Below are 21,097 nucleotides of genomic sequence, written 5' to 3' on the forward strand. Positions count from 1 at the left end.
TCATTCCACTACAATAAGCTTTAAAATCACTACATTTTACATTACAATAACTTTTTCACTTCTTTTTAGGTCCATGAAATTCACATTATCTTGGTTATTAGAACACTTAGAAACCAATGCTAGTTTAGAAGAAATTACCGATAAATTAACTCACATAGGGTTAGAAGTAGAAGATGTGATCGATAATTCCAGATTGACTGGGTTTATTGTTGCAGAGGTATTAGAAGTCGTACCTCATCCAAATGCTGATAAATTAAAATTATGTAAAGTAAATGATGGAAGTAAAATTCTACAAATAGTCTGTGGAGCAAACAATGTTAGAGAAGGTATGAAAACTGTACTTGCATCTCTTGGTAGCACGTTGCCAGAAAGTGATCTCACAATTAAGTCCACAAAAATACGAGGAATGCTAAGTGAAGGGATGCTCTGCTCTGCTTCTGAACTTGCGCTGGTTCAAGAGGAAAGTGAAGGAATAATCGAGCTTTCCGATGATTATAAAGTAGGGGATAAATTTTTCAATTGTGACCCTGTAATTGATATAAATGTTACTCCAAACCGTGGAGATTGCTTAGGCATTTATGGAATAGCTCGCGACCTTGCTGCAACTGGAATTGGGACATTAAAGACTTTAAGCATTCCACAACTTACCAGCTCCATAAATTCACCAATCGATGTTGAAGTTACTGACGGGGAAAGTTTTATTAGTGGAATATACATCGCCAATGTAAAAAATCAAGAAAGCCCAAAATGGTTAAAAGATAGGCTGGAATCGATAGGAATGCGCTCCATTTCTGCAATAGTTGATATCACGAACTATATTATGATATCTTTCAGCCGCCCAATGCACGCGTATGATGCAAAAAAAATAGAAGGAGAGCTCACAGTACGCAAAGCAAACGACGGAGAAAAATTTGCTGGTTTGAACGGTAAAGAATACTTATTAAACAAAGACATAAGCGTTATTGCAGGTGATAAAAATATTCATGGAATTGCTGGAATTATAGGTGGTAAGTGCAGTGAATGTACTCTTGAAACTACTGATATCTTTTTAGAGTCTGCTTGGTTCGATCCCATCTCTATTACTAAATCTTCAAGGCAGCTCGGCATCTCCACAGACGCTAGTTACAGATTTGCACGTTCAGTTGATCCTGGATTTACTTTTGATGGACTCAACCTTGCAGCTAAAATGATTCTGGACTTATGTGGTGGAGAAACCTCAAGCGTAGTGTCTGCTGGCAGTTTAGATAGTGCTGACACCAAGGTGAGCTTTGATTATCAGGATGTGAACAAGTTTGGAAGTGTGTCTGTATCGCCTGATGAGGTGCTTGATATCTTAACGAAACTAGGGTTTAGTATTGATAAAAAAACCGAAGGCAATTGGAATGTACAAGTACCAAGCTGGAGACCGGACGTGACAATACCTGCTGACCTAATCGAAGAAGTAACAAGGATATACGGCTATGACAAAATAAAAGAAGAACCACTACCAAATAATGTTGAAGAAGTAGATAGTACATACGACAATTTGCGTATTTTGATGACAAACAGAGGGTTTCATGAAGTGCTAACCTGGTCGTTTATGAGTGAATCAACAGCTGAAAAATTTGGTTACTCGAATAAGTTATTTATCATCGATAATCCGTTTAACAATAGCTTTAATATAATGAGACCAAGTATTATGCCAAATTTATTGCAAGTTACTGCTGATAATATTGCCCATGGAATATCTGATCTTGCAATCTTCGAAATTGGGCCGATTTACGATGGTGAAGCTCGGTCTAAACATGTTTTAAGTGGGATAAGAACAGGAAATAATTTACCGCGAAACCATTATAATACTGATAGAAAAGTAGATGTTTTTGACGCAAAGGCTGATTGCATAGCAGCTTTGGAGTTTTTTAACGTCAATTGTGATAATTTAACGATAGAGAGAGCAGAAAAAGAACATTATCACCCAGGAAAGTCAGGCACTCTCTCTTTTAAGAATAAAGTAGCAGGTTATTTTGGAGAGTTGCATCCTAATATATTAGATCTTTTTGATATCAAGCAAAAAGTTGTAGGTTTTGAGGTGATATTAGAAAATATTGAAAATTTACCTGTAAGTAGAAAGAAATTTATCGATTATAAATACCAAAGTGTAAAACGTGATTTTGCATTTATTGTAAATAAGGATGTGAAAGTAGGTAACATAATCAATGTGGTAAAAAAAAGCTCAGAGCTCATCACAGAAGTTTTAGTATTTGACGTATACCATGGAAATAATATAGAATCGAATAAGATGTCTATAGCATTGTCAGTTACTTTCTGCTCTCCAACTCACACTTTAACTGAAAAAGAGATCCAAAAAGAATCAAGTGCTATAGTTAATTTAGTATGTGAAAATACCGAAGGAACTTTGAGAACTTATTGTTGAGTCACAATCATAGTTTCCTGCCGTTGCTGTGTCACACTTACTTCATCCAATTTATTTCCAATATTGAATTCAATATCCTTGAAAAATCTATCCCACATTCCATGCAAATGCTCTTCTATTTTAGGCCACACATCATTTTTAAATGTTACCCCATCATCAGAAAATAAATTACCTAAAAAGGCTCCAATACCTTCATAATTTGACTGAAAACATTGAAGAAATGTCTCTCCTTCTTTATAAGTATTATGTGCCACATTTAACGCTTTTCTCTCTGTAGTCTCTTTATAAACATTTGATGCTCCAATCTTTATTGCACCAAACATAACTTTACTCCAGTTCTTAACTTTCTGTATACAACCTTCACTATTTCCTGGTATATTATTTATTATATCTTTTGTCAAATTATCTATCAAAGGAGACAATAAACCTTGATAAAAGTGCTTGATATTATTTTTTGTTTTTATCACAGGACTTTTTATGCATTTTTCTGCCAAATAGTATTCAAGTTCCGCTTCCTCTAACAACTTCTTAACTGCTTCTTCGTTAAAAGTTTCACGCTCGAACTCCTTCAGTAAATCATCCTCTATTATTGCAAACTTTATTTTTTCGCGAGATTCTAGTTCTTCTATATAATCATTTTTTGTTTCTTCATTTATCAACAATCCTTTTTCTTCTAATTCTAACTGTTTTAATGCTTTGAGAATTTCTTGGTTATTTTTCAAATGCTTCTCTATTAATTTTGTACTTGGATGCTGTTCTCCTTTCCTATTTCGCTCACCTTCTAAATATTTGTTTAAATCCTCATTTTCTTCTATTACTTTCCTTAACGATATAGGTTGCTCTAAGCATTCTGCAATTTCCGCTCGGTGCGCATTAATCCTCTGTACTAAATCCGGCTCCTTTTCCTCTAACAGCTTACATGAATCCTCTATACCCTTTGCTTGGCCTTTGAGTACATTTTGTTTTTTGCATTTCGTTATTTCTAAATATATCTTTGCTACAAAAGCATTTACTTTATCTGAAGGTTCTTTTAAATTCTCACTCAAAGAACCTTTTATCTCCTTTTCTAAATCCCGAAACTGGTCTATTAAGCTGAGCATGCCTAATAGGCCTAACTCACCCTTGGCTTTTTTCATTACTGATTTTACTAGCCTTTGCTCAACTTCTTGATCATCATACTCGAACTTAAAAAGACCTTCTAACCTTCTTCTTAAAACATCACCTGCTAAATTATTCTTTTTTACATCTCCATATATTTCTTTCAATTTTTCATGTATCCTAATATATCTTTTTTGTCCTTCTTTTTTTAAAAGATTAATCTCTTCTTTAGCATTACCTAGAGCTGTCTCTGTTTCTCTACTATGTATATATTTATAAACATCAATAATTGTTCTCTTAGCTATCTTCCCTTCTTCTTTAAGCCGCTTCCATTCTGCTTTAAATATAGGAAGCTCACTATCATCTAAAACATCCGGTACTTTTGCTCCTGCTTTTTTCAGATCTCTTATTATCACTTCTTTCTCACCTGGTAATTCCTTACCTTGACTCTCTAATTCCTGTCTCATTAAAGAATTTTTTATCTCATCTTCCAGTGAAAAACCTTCTTTCCGTCTATCCAGCTGAAACCTAACTGCTTGTATAAAGGCAACTTGATAGGCGTTGTATATTAAGTGAGTTGTCAACTTAAAATCTATGCTACTTACCACTTTTAACCTGAATTCGTCCAACAATTCCTTCAATTTATCATATGTAATCTCTTTCTTTTCTAGCTTTATCAGTTCTTCCATAGTCTTCGCAAATTCTTGAATAGAAGTTGCAAGCACATCCTTGATTTCATTGCGTAAGGGCTTAAGACCATTTTTTAAATTGATGTTAGTTGACAATTTCAGTACGATGCTATGCTCTGAATCCCGCGTCACATCAAACCACTTGTTATTTTCATTTTCATACAAATCTCTAAGCAATCGTTTAAATTGCGGTGGAAATTCTATTTCCATATCCCACGCAATATTTGGTCCAGTAACTTCCTTTTCATGAAAAGACACCTCAATATTTTGATGCTTATTAGAATACCGCCCCATACTTATTTTAAGAGCAGTAACTAAAGAGTGAGATAAATCTCTATTTAAAAGATAAAAAGTAGCCAAAGCAATTGTTGCAGGAATAAGTAATGCTGCAAGCATAGCTATATTAACAAGAATCACTATTGCAGCAAGAACACCATATGCCAGTCTTTTTGCTGTACTTTCACTTACTTCACTTTTTTTTGTTTTATTCTCCTCTGAACTGATTTGTGTCTTATCATTTGTTTTTAATTTATTATATACGGCTAATCCTAACGCAGTGAAAACTATATAAGGAAACATTAAAACTGATAGAGCTAAATTTAATACTTTCTTCCCCGGGCAAGCTCGATTTACCTCTTTAAATATTCTACTTGATATATTATACCAAGAAGTAAAAAAATCAGAGTTATAATCTTTATAATGAAATATACTGAGTGGAACGTTAAAATTAGCTAACGGCTCTTGTTCTTCCACAGCATCAAAAAATTCTTCTTCCTCTTCTGAAGTAGCAAGACCTAAATCATTCCCTTCTTCTACATTAGAAACAGCTTCCATAGCATCAAAAGACTCTTCCTCTTCCAAAGTAACATTGGAAATAGATTCTACTTTACCTAAATCATCACTATTGTTATTTAAGTCAACAACTTTCTTACAATCTACAACAGCATTCATACCATAACCTTATCCAATTACCTTAAGTATAGCACAAACACTGACGATTTTCAACTACTGACAATCTAACTTAATACCAACACTTAAATCCTGATATTCCTTAGAATAAAAGTTAGTTCCAATTTCTGTATTAATTTCTAAAGATAAGGAAAGAGTCTGCTCTTTTATGTATTCACTCCATTTACTTGTCGCTTTCCTAATTTTCTCATCTTTTGTTTTTATGATCACCTTAATTCGATCAGATATATGAAAATCAGCTTGTTTCCTAGTTTCCTGAATAAGTCTCACGACATCTCTTGCAAGCCCCTCTAGAATTAATTCATCATTTAAAGTGGTGTTCAGAATCACAATTCCTCTGTTATTATCAAACACGGAGGAAAATCCACTGTTTGCTTTTAACAATAGTTCATATTCGCCTTTTTTTATAGTATAGTTCTCTGTTTCATCTCCGAGGAATATTTGCTCATTTTCAACTTGCCACCATTTCCCCTCTTTGACATATTGAACTAGTTTCTTAATTTTATCTGGAACTCTTCTTCCAAGCACAGGAAAATTTAATTTTAACTCTAGTGATGCAATACCTTCGAGCCTGTTTACTAACTCTAGCTTTTTTACATTTACCTCATCTTTTATCATCTCCTGGTACTCATTTGAATCTGCAGCACACTGGATCCCAGTGTCAGCTACTTGGATAACAGGAGAGAACTCTGGGATGACAGAAAGCGGTTCACCTTCAGGAAAACTACAGGAAGACTGATGATAAATGATCATACTGCCAAGCGGCTGTCTGATACGTATATTAAAAGTGTTTCTGATCGAAAGTGCAGAGTTGCACACCTCTCTCACTAGATCCATCTTGGCAATGAGCTGACTATCAAACTTCTCTAATTGTGGAAAATTAGCCAAATGAACAGATGTTTCTTCATACTTAAGCCCTTGCCATATATTCTCTGTTATAAGTGGCAACAAAGGAGCTGCAGCTCTTAGTATGTAATAAAAAACCGTATATAGAACATTATAAGCATCAGTTTTATCCTGATCCAAATCACTTTTCCAAAAACGCTCGCGACTGCGACGAATATACCAATTATTTAGCACTTCAAAAAAGTTCATTAAAATTTTGCAAGCCTCTTGGGAGTTATAGCTATTCATAGAAGCTTGGATACTTTCTATAGCTTCAAAACATTTGGAAATCATGTAGTGATCAATAGTACTTTGATAATCCTTACAAACTTCAGCTTTAATTCCATCTGCATTTGCATACATAGTAAAAAAGTGATAACTGTTCCAAATAGGTTTTATTACGTTTTTCAGAACATCTCGTATTGAGTTTCCCTCTTTATCAAGCAGCAAATTACCACCACAAACAATAGATCCAGAAAGCATAAGAAAACGCAGTGCATCAGAACCATATCTATCAAAAACCTCCATTGGATCTGCATAGTTATTCAAACGTTTGGACAACTTTTGCCCTTTTACATCCAAAACAACACCGTGGCATATGCAGTTCTTAAATGGTTCCCTATCAAACAAAGCAGTGGACAATACAAAGAGCGTATAAAACCACCCCCTGGTTTGCGCTATGTATTCAGTGATAAAATCCGCAGATTCAAACCACTCCTTATTTTCAAACGGATAGTGGATTTGCGCAAATGGCATCGAGCCAGATTCAAACCAGCAGTCAAACACGTCAGGTACACGGCGCATAACTGATTTTCCTGTTGGATCATCAGGATTTGGTCTTGTTAAAGTATCGATAAATGGTCTGTGCAAGTCGTCTATTTTAACATTAAAATCTCTCTCCAGTTCTTCTATTGAACCATATACATCTACTCTTGGATATCTCGCATCATCTGATTTCCATACAGGGATTGGCGTACCCCAGAATCGATTGCGTGAAATTGACCAGTCGTGTGCCCCTTCAAGCCATTTTCCAAATTGACCATCTCTAATGTGGTTTGGTATCCAATTAACTCTCTTATTTAGCTCTACCATTCTGCTTTTGAATTTTGTAACAGCAACATACCAAGAAGGCATAGTGCGATAGATCAAAGGAGTGTCAGTTCTCCAGCAGTGTGGATAATTGTGAATATATTGTTCAGTTTTAAACCAATTCCCTTGCTCTTTTAATTTTTTTATTACTGTATCATTGGTATCAAAAACATGAACCCCTGCCAAATCTGAAATTTCAGCAGTAAATTTTCCACTGTTATCAATTGGACAAATAACTGGAATATCATGACTTTGGCAAAGGTAAAAATCTTCCTCACCAAATCCAGGAGCAGTGTGTACAACGCCAGTACCATCTTCTCCTGTAACATAATCAGCAACAAAAACACGGAATGCATTCTTTGTATCTTTAAAGTAATCAAACAGCGGCTTATAGGAAAGATCTACAAGATCATCTGCTTTAAATTTTATATTGCAGTTTTCATATGGAATATTGCTTTGTTCACAGTGGCTGAAAAATTTCCCTAAATAACTTTCAGCGAAGATGTAAACTTCATCGTTAACTAGATCTTTTGCATTATCCCCTGTCATCCCAATAGCCCCCTCCCCTGTCATCCCAGTGCTTCGACACTGGGATCCAGAAATAGATTCCAGCGTCACGCGCTGGAATGACATCAAAGGGTGGACTGACACTGCACAATACTTAATATCTTTTCCTATTGCTAAAGCCAAGTTGCTCGGCAACGTCCAGGGAGTTGTAGTCCAAGCAAGTAATTTACACTTTCGTTTAACACTTTTAAACTGCTGTGGGTTTTCTAAAAGCTCAAATGCAACAGTTACAGCTTTGCTAGTCTTTTCTCTATACGCGTTATCTAGTCTTGTTTCAAAATTAGACAATGGAGTTTCGCACGCCCAGCTATATGGAACAACGCGCACTGATTCATACACTAGACCCTTATCATAAAGCTGCTTGAATGCCCACATGACCGACTCCATGAATGATTTATCCATGGTCTTATAGTCATTGTGAAAATCTACCCATCTTGCTTGTCTATTGACATATTTTTCCCACTCTGATGAAAATTTCATCACAGAAGTACGGCAATGATCGTTAAATTTATCTATACCAAACTTCTCTATCTCAGTTCTACCAGATATTCCAAGTTCTTTTTCTGCACCCATCTCAGCCGGCAATCCATGGCAATCCCAGCCAAATCTACGTTCAACCCTTTTTTGAAGCATAGTTTGATATCTTGCAAATGCGTCTTTGATGAAACCAGTGAGTAAATGTCCATAATGCGGAAGTCCATTTGCAAACGGAGGCCCATCGTAAAAGACAAAACAATTATCCTTGGAACGTTCTTCAACTGACCGCTCAAAAACTTTGTTTTCCTGCCAAAATTTTATGATTTCCTTTTCTAACGATGAAAAATCAGGACTACTTACTGTATCAGGATAATGCTTTGACTTCATGTTCGCTATGTAAAACTAAAGAATATAGGGCTTTCTGAAAAATTACAAATTCAAAAATATTTCCGTAGCTCACACCCCAACAAACTATTCTGCCGAGTTTCCAATACCTTTTTTTAAGTTTTACTTGCAGTTTTTATTGTTTTACTTAACATTAACCCAAGCTTTAGGGGTATTTTATGGATCAGAAGACAGATAAGTTTCCACAATTTTTAAAAATGTTGTGCTTTGTTGAAATGTGGGAACGTTTCTCTTACTATGGAATGAGGGCACTTTTGGTCCTATTTTTGACTTCTCACTTAGGTTTCACTGATGAGAGGGCCTTTACTATTTACTCATTATTTGCTGCAACAGGTTATGCTATACCAATACTTGGAGGTTTTTTAGCTGATAAGTTGATGGGATTCCGCAACATGGTATTGCTTGGAGGGATAGTGATGATAGCAGGTCATGCCTGCATGTCATTGGTTGAGTTTGAACCAGGTTTATTATATTTAGGTTTATCTCTAATAGCCGTAGGTACTGGTATGTTTAAAGGAAACGTAACTAACTTACTTGGTTCATGCTATGGCAAAGACGATCCTGAACGTAGCAGAGGCTTTACTTTATTTTATGTAGGTATAAACCTTGGAGCAATATTGGCTTCTATTTCATGTGGTTATGTAGCCCACTTATTTGGTTGGCACTACGGCTTTGGTTTAGCTGGCATTGGGATGTCTATAGGGCTAATCTTTTTTCTCAAATTTCAGAGTCTTTTAGGAGATAGCGGCCTTTCTCCTTATCCAGAGCTTATGAATAAGCGCATATTAGGGATTAAAATCTTTGGTATAGTATTGATAGGAAGCTTTCTGTCATCATCAATAATTGCTAAAATGCTTATACATAGTGAATTTTTTACTAATATGCTCATATTTGTTGGAATAACAGCTCTAGGCATATTTATTTATATAATATCTAAATTATCAGCAGAACAAAGACGAAAATTAGTGGCATTATCTATTCTTGTGGTATTTTTCTTGTGTTTTTTTGCTTTAGAAATGCAGCTTGGCTCTTTGGTTAACTTATTCACCGAAAGAAACGTTATTAACAATGTATTGGGTATAACAATTCCAGCTTCAGTTTCTCAAGCCATAAATCCTTTATCAATTATAATACTTGGCTTTCTTTTTGGAACATACATGAAGTTTAAGCAAAAATATGCAACTTCCATGTTTACCCTTGGCCTTCTGACAATGGCTATGTGTTTTTTCACACTGTACATAGGATGTTTAAACTCTAACAGCGAAGGTAAAGTAGAATACTTATATTTAATAATTGCTATCTCCTTTATGGGACTGGGAGAATTATGCATTGCTCCCTTAGTTTTAGAACAATCAACTGCACTAGCTCCCCCAAATTTTAAAGGAGTAGTAATGGGTATAACAACGATGTCGTTAGCATTTTCTAACCTAGCCGGAGTTGCAATATCAAAATTTATGTCAGTTCCTTCAGTAAACGGTAAAATAAATTATTTAGAATCTTTAGAAATATATAAAGAGGGTTTTTTAAAGGTGGGAATATTTAATTTAATGCTCGTTATTGTATTTTTATTCTTCTTCAATTTTATACATAAAGTTGTTACTAACTCATCTTGTACAAAAAATTGATATAGGTAAGCTCAAATTTGTAGGTTTAAGGTACCCGTTCAGCAGAGGTAGCAATTAAACTTTGTAACTTTTGAAAAAGATTATGATTGCATTTTTTCAATACTCTTTGCTTAAGATTTATATTTAACGCTGCTTAAAATCAGTGAAATGCACACCCCAGCAAACTACTCTGCCGAGCTTCCAACACTTTCACATTTACTATTTTGTCCCTGTATTTATCTTCAGAATCATCAATGCACACTGATTGCATATATGGGCTTTTACCAATAATTTGGTTTTGGTGTTTACCTTTTTTATCGCTAAACAGAACAGGTATAGTTTTACCTACCATACTCTGGTTAAACTCAAGTTGTTGCTTACTAATTAATTTCTGTAAACGAAGAAGGCGCTCTGTTTTAACCTCTTCTGGTACTTGATCTTTTCTTTCCGCTCCCGGTGTGCCTGGTCTTGGGCTGTATTTAAAACTATAAGCCTGAGCATATCTAACTTTTTCTACTAATTTCATAGTTTCTTCAAAATCTTTTTCGGTTTCTCCAGGAAAACCAACAATAAAATCAGAAGAAAATTCGATTTCAGGTTTCAATTTGCGAAATCTGTCTATTATTTCCAAATACTCCTCTGCAGTGTGTTTCCTGTTCATCGCGTGCAATATTTTATTCGAACCAGACTGCACAGGCAGGTGAACAAACGGCATGAGCTTTGGCTCTTCCGCATGTGCCAAGTAGAGAGATTCATGCATATCTCTTGGATGAGAAGTTGTATAACGAATCCTCTCTAGCTTTTCAATTTTAGCAATATGACTAATTAATTTTCCTAAATCCCACACTTCCCCTTCGCACTCCCCATGGTAAGCATTGACGTTCTGACCAAGCAAATTGATCTCATTTGCCCCATTTGCAACTAATTTCAATGCTTCATGAAATATTTCATTCACTGGCCGTGAATACTCAGCTCCACGAGTATAGGGCACTACACAAAACGTACAAAATTTATCACAACCCTCTTGTATGGCAAGAAACGCAGAAGACCCCTGGCTATTGCCATAGCATTCATCTGGCAATTTATCAAACTTTGCAACTTCAGGAAAATCAGTGTTTATTACATGACCTTTACTTCTGCTTGCTTTGACTATCAGCTCCGGTAAGGTAGCGATACTCTGCGGACCAACAACAATATCAACAAAAGGAGCCCTTCTGAACACTTCTTCTCCCTCTGCTTGCGCTACACACCCAGCCACCACTATAGTCATTTCTTTTCGTAACGAATGAATCTTCCCAAGCTCTGAGTAAAGTTTTTCTGCTGCCTTCTCTCTAATGTGACAAGTATTCAGTATCACTAAATCGGCTTTCCCTGCATCACTAACAACGTTGAACCCCAAAGGTTTAATTACATTTTCCATTAAAACGGAGTCATAAACGTTCATCTGACAGCCGTAAGTTTTAATATATAGGCCTTTCATATTTGGTATGTCTTTTTCAAAATTTCTTCACCCTACACGTAAATGTCTAACAGACCAGCGCGTGACGCTAGTGAACTTGCTAGCACAATAGATTTTGACAAAATTATACGAAAAACTGGATCCCAGTGTCAAGCACTGGGATGACAAGTTCTCGGCAACCCCTACGTCATACCATCACGGTATCTCTAGATCCCGCTAACAAGTAGCGGGATGACGGTTGTCAGGGTGTCATGAAAGTAGCTAACACTGGCTTCCATCCAAGAGGGCAGTGCCCTCTTCTTGTCATCCCAGTGCTTGACACTGGGATGGCTTTGTTGCATCGCTACTTATGAAAGGCTAACTATAGTTAGGATTATAAGTAACCTATTGAAAATCTTGTTTTTTTGCAATCAATCTGATCAAATTTAAGAATAGTAATTTATTATTTACATTAATAAATTTAATTCTATTGAAAATAGCTAAAGCATTGAAATTCTTGAATTTTAGCCGGATTAATGAGTGGTAGTGAAATTTCTTTTACTCAAATTTAGGTATTCACTGACCGTTCTTGTTATAAATACCAGAATAATAAGCTACTGATATTCTCCATCTTTTTTATCTTTAATCCATCATAGCTAGCGATGCAACAAAGCCCACTGGGATCCAGGAAAAAGAATGGTGTCATCCGAGTAGCTTGACACTGGCATCCAGGAAACTTATACCAATTCCCATTACAGGGCAAACAGATGGACAATGATGGAAGAAAAGCCATACTGAAGTAAGTAAAATAGCGAGGTTTAAATGGCATTAAGATCAAAATTATTGGATGAAAAAGTAGTAGAATCAGCAAAAGAAATGCTGAAGAAAGTAAGGAATAATGCATATGTTTCAAAAAAACTAAATGCTGTAATTGCAGCAAAAAAGTACAGTATAACGGCTGTAGCAAAAATATATTGCATTTCAAGAAGCGCACTAACTTCGTGGGTAAAACTCTTGAAAATTGGCAGAGAAGAAAAACTGTTTGCTCCTTCACAACGTCGTAGAAAAACTAAATTAAATCAGGCTCAACTACAGCAAATTGAAGAGTGGATAGAAGAAAATCCTAATATCACCATTAAAGAAATGAGAATAAGAATCCAGGAAAAGTTCGGATTAAATATCAGCAAATCTACAGTACACCGCCATATGCAAAAGATGAAATTCTCATATATTACACCAAGACCAGTTCATAATGGACAAGATAAAAGCAAACAAGAGGAATTCAAAAAAAAATCTCAATGGAGCTATTAGCAAGTATCCAGAAAAAGAGCTATTTTTCTTTGATGAATCACGGTTTGGCACACATTCAAAAGTTGGACATGGGTGGTTTAAAAAGGGGATTAGAACACAGGTTAAAACAAAATTAGGTAGGCAAAATTTCTATCTCTATAGTGCAGTTAATCCTAGAAATGGAGAGAGTTCTAGCTTATTTGCACCAAATGTCAACACTGATTGCATGAACATATTTCTTGAGCAAATTTCGCAATATCTAGAAACACGAGAGGCTTTTCTCGTTATGGACTGTGCTAGTTGGCATAGGTCAAAAAATTTAAAGGTACCTAAAAATATCGACATTATATACCTACCTCCATACTCACCTGAGCTAAATCCTGTTGAGAGGCTTTGGTTATATATAAAACAGAACATTTTGCGCAATAAAATATACGATACAATTGCTCTACTTGAGGGTGCTTTGTGCAAATTTATTACTTCTCTTGCCAGCTCCACAATTAAACAACTCTGCAATGTTTCCTATTTGACTGGACAACAATGAGAATTGGTATTAATTGCAAGTAATGCATTGAGTTTGGTGAGTATGGGTTTTGCGTTATAGAATGAAGCACTTTTGGTGAATTTGTAAAGAAAGCTGGATCCCAGTGGGCTTTGTTGCATAGCAACTGAAAAATCTGGTGGCTACTGACAAAATTCATTATAAAATAGCCATTTAACCTTGAAAGAAAAAATATGCCACAAAAAATGAGGGTCAGTAACCATAGCGAATATAACAAATTTCTAGAAAAAAGAGGAAATATTTTTCATTATATCAACGAAGCCATAGAAAAGTGGTACGAGAATGGTCCAAAAATACCAGGTGGCAACAATATTTATAGCGATAAAGTTGTAATTTTGGTGCACATAATAACTTGTTTATTTAGAATAGGCCTGAGGCAAACAGTTGGGTTTATAGCAGGATACCTTGAGCAAATTGGGAAAAATTTGCAAGTTATCAGCTATTCACAATCATCAAGAAGGTTTAAGAAACTCAATATTAAGATCAATGATTGCAGAAAATAATATGGAAGATATCGAAATTGCTATAGACAGTACAGGAATTAGTATATACAACAACACTCCTGGTCATAGCAAAGAAAATAGCGAAGATAGAAAGTATCGCAGCTATGAACAGACAAGAAAATTGCATGTAATGTTGAATACAAACAGCAAAAAAGCCATAGCTGTAAAATACAGTAACGGTGTCTACTCTGATCACTATGGAGCTTGTGATTTGCTAAAAGAAGTCGATTTTCAGTATGTCATAAAAGTACTATATGCAGATAGGGCATATGACAGAGAAAAGCTCTATAAGCTGTGTAATCAATATGGTATAAAAACGAAAATTCCTCCGAAAAACAACGCAGCAGAGCATCCAAAATTGGATTATATGCTTGATAGAAATGCCGCTATTCAGTTAATGAAATTACATGGTGAGAATGGTATAAAAAGATGGAAAGAAGAAGTAAGAGGTTGTCCGGAAACTAGTAAATTCAAGCATATTCCCTCTTTAACATAACCCTACTCATAGCTAGGTATATGAAATTCTCAGTGGATGTTGTGAGTAAATCATACTCCTTCGATAGCCTTCTATTCCTATTAACCCAAGCAAAAGTCCTTTCTACAACCCATCTTCTTGGCTGTACTTTAAACCCTTGTTCTCTTGTTGGTAGTAGCTCAGGTGGCGTATCTTTGTGCACCCAAAATCTACATGGAGGCCTTGTAACAATTTCAATATCTATGTCATATTCTTCCTTTATGTGATTCTTTGAATTTCTTCCTTGGTATCCCATGTCAGCCCACATTTTTTTAACTTTAGTATATTTTGTTCTCATATTGTTTAATGCTATTTTAATACCATCTCTATCATTTTCGTTAGCAGCGCCTACGTAACAACCTAGTATAAAACCCTGAGTGTCTGTAATTATATGCCTTTTTCTACCCTTTACTTTTTTTACTTCCATCATAGCCTTTGATCCCCCCTTTTCTGTAGTCTTTACAGATTGACTATCTACTATACAGGCACTCGGCTGCTCATTCCTTCCTATTTTTCTTCTACTATATTTTGTAATTTCATAATTCATTTTCTCAAAAATTCCCTGCTTCTTCCATTGCCTGAACTGCTCATACACAGTCTTCCATAGCGGAAAATCATTTGGTAAATACCGCCATTGACACCCTGTACGCAATACATAGAAAATTGCTTCTAATATTTCTCTTTTGCTATACTTTGGCGGCCTTCCTCCTTTCTTGTATGATACTCTGAAGTGTTTTTCTATTCTTGCCCATTCCCTTTCGCTTAGATCTGTTGGATACTTTTTTCTCATCTTTACCCCGTACTAAAATTTCAGATATTATAGCCTTTTACTTGTTTCCGGACAACCTCTTAGCTGAACGGACACTATTGTTATACTATATCTTATATACAATTGTGCAATATGGATAATGGCAACAAATTTACTAACGAAATTCAGTGACTTATGATTGATAATTAAAGTTCTTAATTAGTAATTGTTCACACTTAATTCTTCAATCTCACTAATAGAAAGGCCAGTAAATTTGACAATAGTGTTAACATCAACATTATTAGCCAGCATTGCTTTTGCGACTTCAATTTTCCCTTCAATTTTCCCTTCAATTTTGCCTTCCTCTTTACCGATTTTGATGCCTCTTTCTTCGCCAATTTGGATTCCTTTTTCAGTAGCAAGATCAAGTCTGTATTCAAGAATGGCTTCTTCCTTACGTAGATCCATTATTCTTTCTTCATAAGCTACTAAATCTTTTTCATTCCAGCTAAACCTGTCTAATTCATCGTAGGCTAACTTTATTATCGGTGCTTTTTCTGCTATTTTCCTTAAGTCTTCTTCCGTAGTTTCATCTGCATATTTGAAGAAAAATAACCAACGATCCACTATGCTTTCTAGCTGTTCTTCCTTATTCTTAGGAAATTTAGGTAGTTCAATAAATACAAATTGAAAATCTTTTAAGTCATGCTCATTGGTTTTCTCATCTCTTATAGTGTGGCTGGATATATAATCAAGCTTATCAGGAAATAAATTACAATTAGAGATAGCAATAAAGAAAACCTTCTTTAAATCAATGTACTTACCAGATTTATCAGCTTGCCTTGAGTAAGCCTTAGCAGCATATAATTGAGCTCGTTTTTCGAAGCCTTTATCGCGAGTAAGCTGCATTTCAATCACATACCTGGCCCCACTAGAATCCCTGCAAAGAACATCAACTATACTTTGTTTATCAGATGCAATTTCAGGATCCATTATAGTACTGAGGAATTCCACTTCTTGTATAGTATTTATCTCAGTAAACCCTAAAATATCATTCAAAAAATGTATGAGAATATTCTTATTTTTTTCAGTGCCAAATATTTTTTTGAAGGTCAAATCCAGCTTAGGGTCGAGAAACTTAGATAAAGCCATAGCCAAAGTGCTTAAAAATATTAATAATTATACACTATTATTAACAATTATTCAACCATATTTTTGAAGATAGCTATGCCGCCGCGAACCGTCATACCGCCGCGGTATCTCTGGATCCCGCTAACAAGCAGCGGGATGACGAATTACTTAACCGTCATACCACCGCGAACCGTCATACCGCGATTCATTCGCGGTATCTCGGCATAGATTCCGCTAACTAGTAGCGGAATGACGATTGTGTATCGTGTTTTGCTAAAAATCACAGAATGCAGTCTGGTTACCTTAATTAGAAGTTTAGCTTTAACTTTAAATGAACTACTCAACCGTGACAGACTTAGCTAAATTTCTTGGACAATCTGCATCTAACCCTTTTTTTGCTGCAGTAAAGTAAGCAAGGAATTGCATAGCAACACTGTAGATGATTGGAGAGATAAAGTTATCAGTGTCTGGAAGTTGCACCACATCTGCGCAAACTCCCCTTAGGAATGGCGCTCCTTGTTTATCACTGAAGGCAATTACTTTGCCTTTTCTTGCAATAATCTCTTGTATATTAGATAGCGTTTTAAAGAATAAATCATCATAAGGGATAATTGCTATAACAAGCACAGTAGAGTCTATTAAAGCAATAGAACCATGCTTCATTTCTCCCGCTGCAATACCAATGGTATTGATGTATGAAAGCTCTTTTATTTTCAATGCGCCTTCCATTGCAACTCCGTATGAACTTCCTCTGCCAATTAAAATAACGTTATTGTGTTCTAATATGCTGCCTGATATATGTTGTATTTTCATCACATTTAAAACATGCTCAACATACTTGGGAATAGAGTTAATAGCGTTGCTTAGCTGTTTTATTCTCTCTCCACCCAGTATACCTTTTATTTTTCCAAGCTCCGCGGCAAAGCATGCTAAAGTTGCAAGTTGCGCAGAAAAGGTTTTTGTTGAAGCAACACCAATTTCTTGCCCAGCAAGAGTATGTAACACAATATCTGAGATCTTTTCAATGCTGCTGCTAAATGTATTAGTTATACTTATGATTGTTTGCTTCTGTGATTTCGCATAACGCAGCGCTTCTATGGTATCTGCAGTTTCGCCAGATTGAGAGATAAATAACCCAATGCTGCCTTCTTCCAGCTTGACGTTGCTATACCTAAATTCTGATGAGATTTCTAGATATACTCGAACTTGAGCGACATTTTCCAGCCAATACTTTGCTATTAGCCCAGCAAAATAAGATGACCCGCATCCAACTATAGTAATGTAACTCAGCTCAGAAAACAATTTTTTGTTAGCAAATATTACCTCTTTATATTGCTTGTAAAATTGATTTATTGTTTTGTTTAATGCACGCGGTTGCTCAAAAATCTCTTTTAACATGAAGCTAGGGTAACCATTTTTGCTAATTAGAAAATCACTTGGACTACTATTTTCTATACTGCGTTTAACTTGTGTACCATTGTTGTATATACTAACTCCACTAGATTTTATCACTGCAATGTCATCATCTTCCAAATGCGATATTTTTTCCACAAATGCACTTAAAGCATTAGAGTCAGATGCAGCAAACACTGTGTTACAGTTATAGCCTATTGCTAAAGGCAAATTTCTCTTCGCAACAAATAAGGCGTCTGGATATTCTGCAAATAATAAGACCAAGGCAAATGAGCCGTGTAGGTTGTTTAAACACTTAAATAGAGAATCAACTGGCGACAATCCTTCATCGAGATATAAGGTTAGCATGTTTGGTATGATCTCTGTGTCAGTGTCAGTATGGAATGACATGCCCCTTTCTTCTAGGCCCTTTTTTAGCAGATTGTAATTCTCAATTATGCCGTTATGAGCAACAACAACGTTATTTGTACGAATGGGGTGAGCATTTTTAAGGCCTGGGACTCCATGTGTAGCCCAGCGAGTATGTGCTATACCAACTGTACTGTGAGACATCTTGCTGTCATCAACAACTTCACATAACCTTTCGACTTTACCTTCTGATTTTTTGACTTCTATCTTACCTTCGTTATTTATGATTGCTATACCTGAGGAATCATATCCCCTATATTCCAATTTTTGTAACCCAGTTAGTAAGGTTGGTATTACTGAATCACCGCTACTTACTACACCAAATATTCCGCACACAAATGGATCACCAAACAAACTTTTTTCTAAACATGTTAAGCATTTTTGCCTTTATTACTGGTTGATTTATATTCTTTTTATCATTCTTTCGATTTTACCTTTTTAATTGGTTTAGCTGCTACTTTTTGAGTTTCTTTGCTTAAAACCTGAGATATAGCGGACTTTAGAACTTTTATCTCAACTTTTGGTGCTATTTCTATTATAAATTGTGCATTTGCCTCATCAACTTTATTAACTTCACCTATTATTCCACCAGAAGTAATGACTGTATCACCACGTTTTATTTGATCTATCATCTTTCTATGTTCTTTTAGTTTTTTTTGTTGCGGGCGAATAATGAGAAAATAAAATACCACAAATATTAAAATCAATGGAGTAAAACTAGCAAAAGATGCGCCGATACTTGATGTATTGCTAGTTGCATCTGCTGCAAAAACTTCAGAAATGAGCATATTTAATCCTAATTGTTAATGATAAAAACAAACCTATTTAAGTATTAATTACAACACCATGCCATGTCAAGTTTGGTGAAGGCGTTTCTCAATACCGGCAATAATACTGCGAATTCTAAGTTATGCTAAAACTAATATGGCGGGAGTGATGAGACTTGAACTCACGACCTCATGCGTGACAGGCATGCGCTCTAACCAACTGAGCTACACCCCCCTAATTTCTTTTTAGCGTTTTCGGGCTTCAACTTTAAAGCTAATAAACATGTTGCCCTTTGTCAATATTTTTTGTTTGCGCTTTGCTGTCTTTTCTATTACTATGTAGATAATTTAATTTCACACATGGCTTGTACAAGTAGTCCCATTAGGGTTATGCCATGGAAGATAAACTATTTGGAGGAATGATATATGACAAATTTGCCTAAAGTCACTGTGCGTGATTTAGCTGAATCTGGTGTACATTTTGGTCACAAAATTAGTCGCTGGAACGCAAAAATGGCTCCATACATATATGGAGTGCATCAAGAAAATCGTATACATATAATTGATTTGCGAAAAACACTACCATTGCTACAGGTGGCCATGAAGGCTTTATATGACGTTGCATTTCAAGGTGGTCGCATTCTATTTGTTGGTACAAAGTTTCAAGCTTTTGATATTATTGCAAGTGAAGCGATTCGTTGTGGTCAATATTATGTGAATCATCGTTGGCTTGGTGGTATGCTTACTAATTGGGGCACTGTTTCTTCTTCGATAAAAACCTTGATGCAATATGAGAAAATATTAAATGACGAGGATAGCATTTTAACAAAGAAAGAATTGGGAAACATTGAAAAGAAAAAGCAAAAGCTTGATAAGGCGCTTGGCGGTATTAGAGAAATGGGAGCAATTCCTGATATCTTATTCATCATTGATACTAATAAAGAGCATATAGCGGTTAAGGAGGCTAAGAAGTTAGGAATTCCAATAGTTGCAATACTTGATACTAATTCTGATCCAGATGGTATTACTTATCTAATACCTGGAAATGATGACTCAAGAAAATCAATAGAGCTCTATTGTAAATTAGCTACCGACTCTATATTAGCTGGAATAGAGTCTAGTCTAGCAAAATCTGGAGTTAAGATTGATGATATAAGGGGTGATGAGTTTATTCAAGAAAAAGAAGATGGTATTGTGCAAACTAAAAGGAGACGTAGTAAAGTTTACAAAGAAGAAGAAAGGGAGGTAGTAACAAATGAAGATGAATCCAGATGATATAAGAGAATTACGTGATAGAACAGGGCTTGGCTTAAGTGACTGTAAAAAAGCATTAGAAGAATGTGATGGTGACATTAAGAAAGCCGTTGATAAGTTACGTACAATAGGTCTTGCTAAAGCTGACAAAAAATCTGATAGAGTAGCTTCAGATGGGCTCGTTGCTATGTGTTTGACTGAAAATTGTGGTGTATTGATTGAACTCAATTGCGAAACCGATTTTGTCGCAAGGAATGAGAAATTTATAGAGTTAGTTTTAAATTTAGCATCAATTGCTCATCAAGAACGCTGTACTAGCGTTGATGAGTTAAAAAATGCCAAGTATGAAAGCATTGGCACAGTGCAGGAAGCTATTATGAATGGTACGTCAGTTCTTGGTGAGAAGCTAGAGTTAAGCAAGCTTTGTTACTTAGAAGCTAAGGATGGAGTTATTGCTGGCTACGTACATGGTGATGCGCATGGCTTAGGTAAGATTGGTGCTTTAATTGCATTGCAATCATCTGGTGATAAGGCGAAGCTACAAGAGATTGGGAAACAAATAGCTATGCATGTAGTTGCTATGAAGCCTGAAGCCTTGTCTATAGATGATTTAGATCAAATGAAGTTGAACAACGAACGTTCTATAATTGAAGAGCAAGTGAGGAGCTTAAATAAACCTGAAGAAGTAGCAAAAAAAATAGTAGATGGACGAATGGCTAAGTACTATGAAGAAGTTGTTTTACTGGAGCAAAAATTTATAAAGGATGATAAGATGAAGATTTCTGATTTTATAAAATCAAGCGAGTTGAGTGCTGTTAAACTCTCTAATTACAAGTTACTTGTTTTGGGTGATGCAGATTAAATAGCAAAAAA

Annotated in this window: 15 protein-coding genes and 1 tRNA gene; 7 read left to right on the plus strand and 9 right to left on the minus strand. The window is 35.5% G+C overall.

Annotated features, from left to right (window positions below; all coding sequences use genetic code 11):
- The first annotated feature begins 73 nt into the window (after positions 1 to 73).
- Positions 74 to 2,413: a phenylalanine--tRNA ligase subunit beta gene (gene pheT / locus ABWU31_RS04290; protein WP_353271105.1), complete on the plus strand. Its 2,340-nt coding sequence runs from the start codon at positions 74 to 76 to the stop codon at positions 2,411 to 2,413.
- Here pheT and ABWU31_RS04295 read toward each other — a convergent pair.
- The gene (locus ABWU31_RS04295; RefSeq protein WP_353271106.1) at positions 2,404 to 5,151 is read right to left on the minus strand and encodes a hypothetical protein; all 2,748 of its coding nucleotides are present in this window, start codon (positions 5,149 to 5,151) and stop codon (positions 2,404 to 2,406) included. The genes pheT and ABWU31_RS04295 overlap by 10 nt on opposite strands.
- Positions 5,152 to 5,205: 54 nt before the next feature.
- The gene (locus ABWU31_RS04300; protein WP_353271107.1) at positions 5,206 to 8,574 is read right to left on the minus strand and encodes a class I tRNA ligase family protein; all 3,369 of its coding nucleotides are present in this window, start codon (positions 8,572 to 8,574) and stop codon (positions 5,206 to 5,208) included.
- A gap of 176 nt (positions 8,575 to 8,750) precedes the next feature.
- On the opposite strand from ABWU31_RS04300, the gene ABWU31_RS04305 reads away from it, so the two are divergent.
- Entirely contained in the window at positions 8,751 to 10,217 is a 1,467-nt protein-coding gene (locus tag ABWU31_RS04305) for a peptide MFS transporter (RefSeq protein ID WP_265030161.1), read from the plus strand.
- Between the two features lie 139 nt (positions 10,218 to 10,356).
- Here the strand turns inward: ABWU31_RS04305 and miaB are convergent, their stop codons facing one another.
- Both miaB and ABWU31_RS04320 read right to left on the minus strand, forming a co-directional pair.
- On the minus strand, positions 10,357 to 11,676 hold the full coding sequence (gene miaB / locus ABWU31_RS04310) for a tRNA (N6-isopentenyl adenosine(37)-C2)-methylthiotransferase MiaB (RefSeq protein ID WP_006279599.1): 1,320 nt from the start codon (positions 11,674 to 11,676) through the stop codon (positions 10,357 to 10,359).
- A gap of 550 nt (positions 11,677 to 12,226) precedes the next feature.
- Positions 12,227 to 12,463 carry a hypothetical protein gene (locus tag ABWU31_RS04320; RefSeq protein WP_353271108.1) on the minus strand — a complete coding sequence of 79 codons (237 nt, stop codon included), beginning with the start codon at positions 12,461 to 12,463 and terminating at the stop codon, positions 12,227 to 12,229.
- Between ABWU31_RS04320 and ABWU31_RS04325 the strand changes: the two genes are divergently transcribed.
- From ABWU31_RS04325 to ABWU31_RS04335, 3 genes are all read left to right on the plus strand, one after another.
- Positions 12,457 to 13,468 (plus strand): IS630 family transposase gene (locus ABWU31_RS04325; RefSeq protein ID WP_265029767.1). Its coding sequence is split into 2 segments (ribosomal slippage): positions 12,457 to 12,918 and positions 12,920 to 13,468, totalling 1,011 coding nucleotides; the frame shifts between segments, so codons are not numbered across the junction. The two genes, ABWU31_RS04320 and ABWU31_RS04325, sit on opposite strands and share 7 nt — an antisense overlap.
- Positions 13,469 to 13,659: 191 nt before the next feature.
- Entirely contained in the window at positions 13,660 to 13,989 is a 330-nt protein-coding gene (locus ABWU31_RS04330) for a transposase (RefSeq protein WP_007548762.1), read from the plus strand.
- Positions 13,973 to 14,485 (plus strand): transposase, encoded by a 513-nt coding sequence (locus ABWU31_RS04335; RefSeq protein ID WP_353271109.1) that lies wholly within the window; start codon positions 13,973 to 13,975, stop codon positions 14,483 to 14,485. Before ABWU31_RS04330 ends, ABWU31_RS04335 begins: the two co-directional genes overlap by 17 nt.
- On the opposite strand, the gene ABWU31_RS04340 is transcribed toward ABWU31_RS04335, so the two are convergent.
- The 5 genes from ABWU31_RS04340 to ABWU31_RS04360 all read right to left on the minus strand — a co-directional run bounded on the left by ABWU31_RS04340 (position 14,460) and on the right by ABWU31_RS04360 (position 19,205).
- A complete protein-coding gene (locus ABWU31_RS04340; protein WP_353271068.1) occupies positions 14,460 to 15,293 on the minus strand; it encodes an IS5-like element ISWpi1 family transposase in 834 nt (277 codons plus the stop codon). The genes ABWU31_RS04335 and ABWU31_RS04340 overlap by 26 nt on opposite strands.
- A 177-nt stretch (positions 15,294 to 15,470) precedes the next feature.
- Entirely contained in the window at positions 15,471 to 16,403 is a 933-nt protein-coding gene (locus tag ABWU31_RS04345) for an Rpn family recombination-promoting nuclease/putative transposase (RefSeq protein ID WP_265030221.1), read from the minus strand.
- Between the two features lie 315 nt (positions 16,404 to 16,718).
- A complete protein-coding gene (gene glmS / locus ABWU31_RS04350) occupies positions 16,719 to 18,539 on the minus strand; it encodes a glutamine--fructose-6-phosphate transaminase (isomerizing) (RefSeq protein WP_077188156.1) in 1,821 nt (606 codons plus the stop codon).
- Between the two features lie 80 nt (positions 18,540 to 18,619).
- A complete protein-coding gene (gene yajC, locus ABWU31_RS04355; protein ID WP_338482310.1) occupies positions 18,620 to 18,991 on the minus strand; it encodes a preprotein translocase subunit YajC in 372 nt (123 codons plus the stop codon).
- A gap of 137 nt (positions 18,992 to 19,128) precedes the next feature.
- Positions 19,129 to 19,205, minus strand: a tRNA-Asp gene (locus ABWU31_RS04360).
- A 191-nt stretch (positions 19,206 to 19,396) separates the two neighbouring features.
- Here ABWU31_RS04360 and rpsB point away from each other — a divergent pair.
- A complete protein-coding gene (rpsB, locus tag ABWU31_RS04365; protein ID WP_010962661.1) occupies positions 19,397 to 20,245 on the plus strand; it encodes a 30S ribosomal protein S2 in 849 nt (282 codons plus the stop codon).
- On the plus strand, positions 20,226 to 21,086 hold the full coding sequence (gene tsf, locus ABWU31_RS04370; RefSeq protein WP_006279981.1) for a translation elongation factor Ts: 861 nt from the start codon (positions 20,226 to 20,228) through the stop codon (positions 21,084 to 21,086). Before rpsB ends, tsf begins: the two co-directional genes overlap by 20 nt.
- Positions 21,087 to 21,097: the final 11 nt, after the last annotated feature.

Origin of the sequence: Wolbachia endosymbiont (group A) of Alloplasta piceator (genome assembly GCF_964028505.1) — a bacterium.
Taxonomy (GTDB): domain Bacteria; phylum Pseudomonadota; class Alphaproteobacteria; order Rickettsiales; family Anaplasmataceae; genus Wolbachia; species Wolbachia pipientis.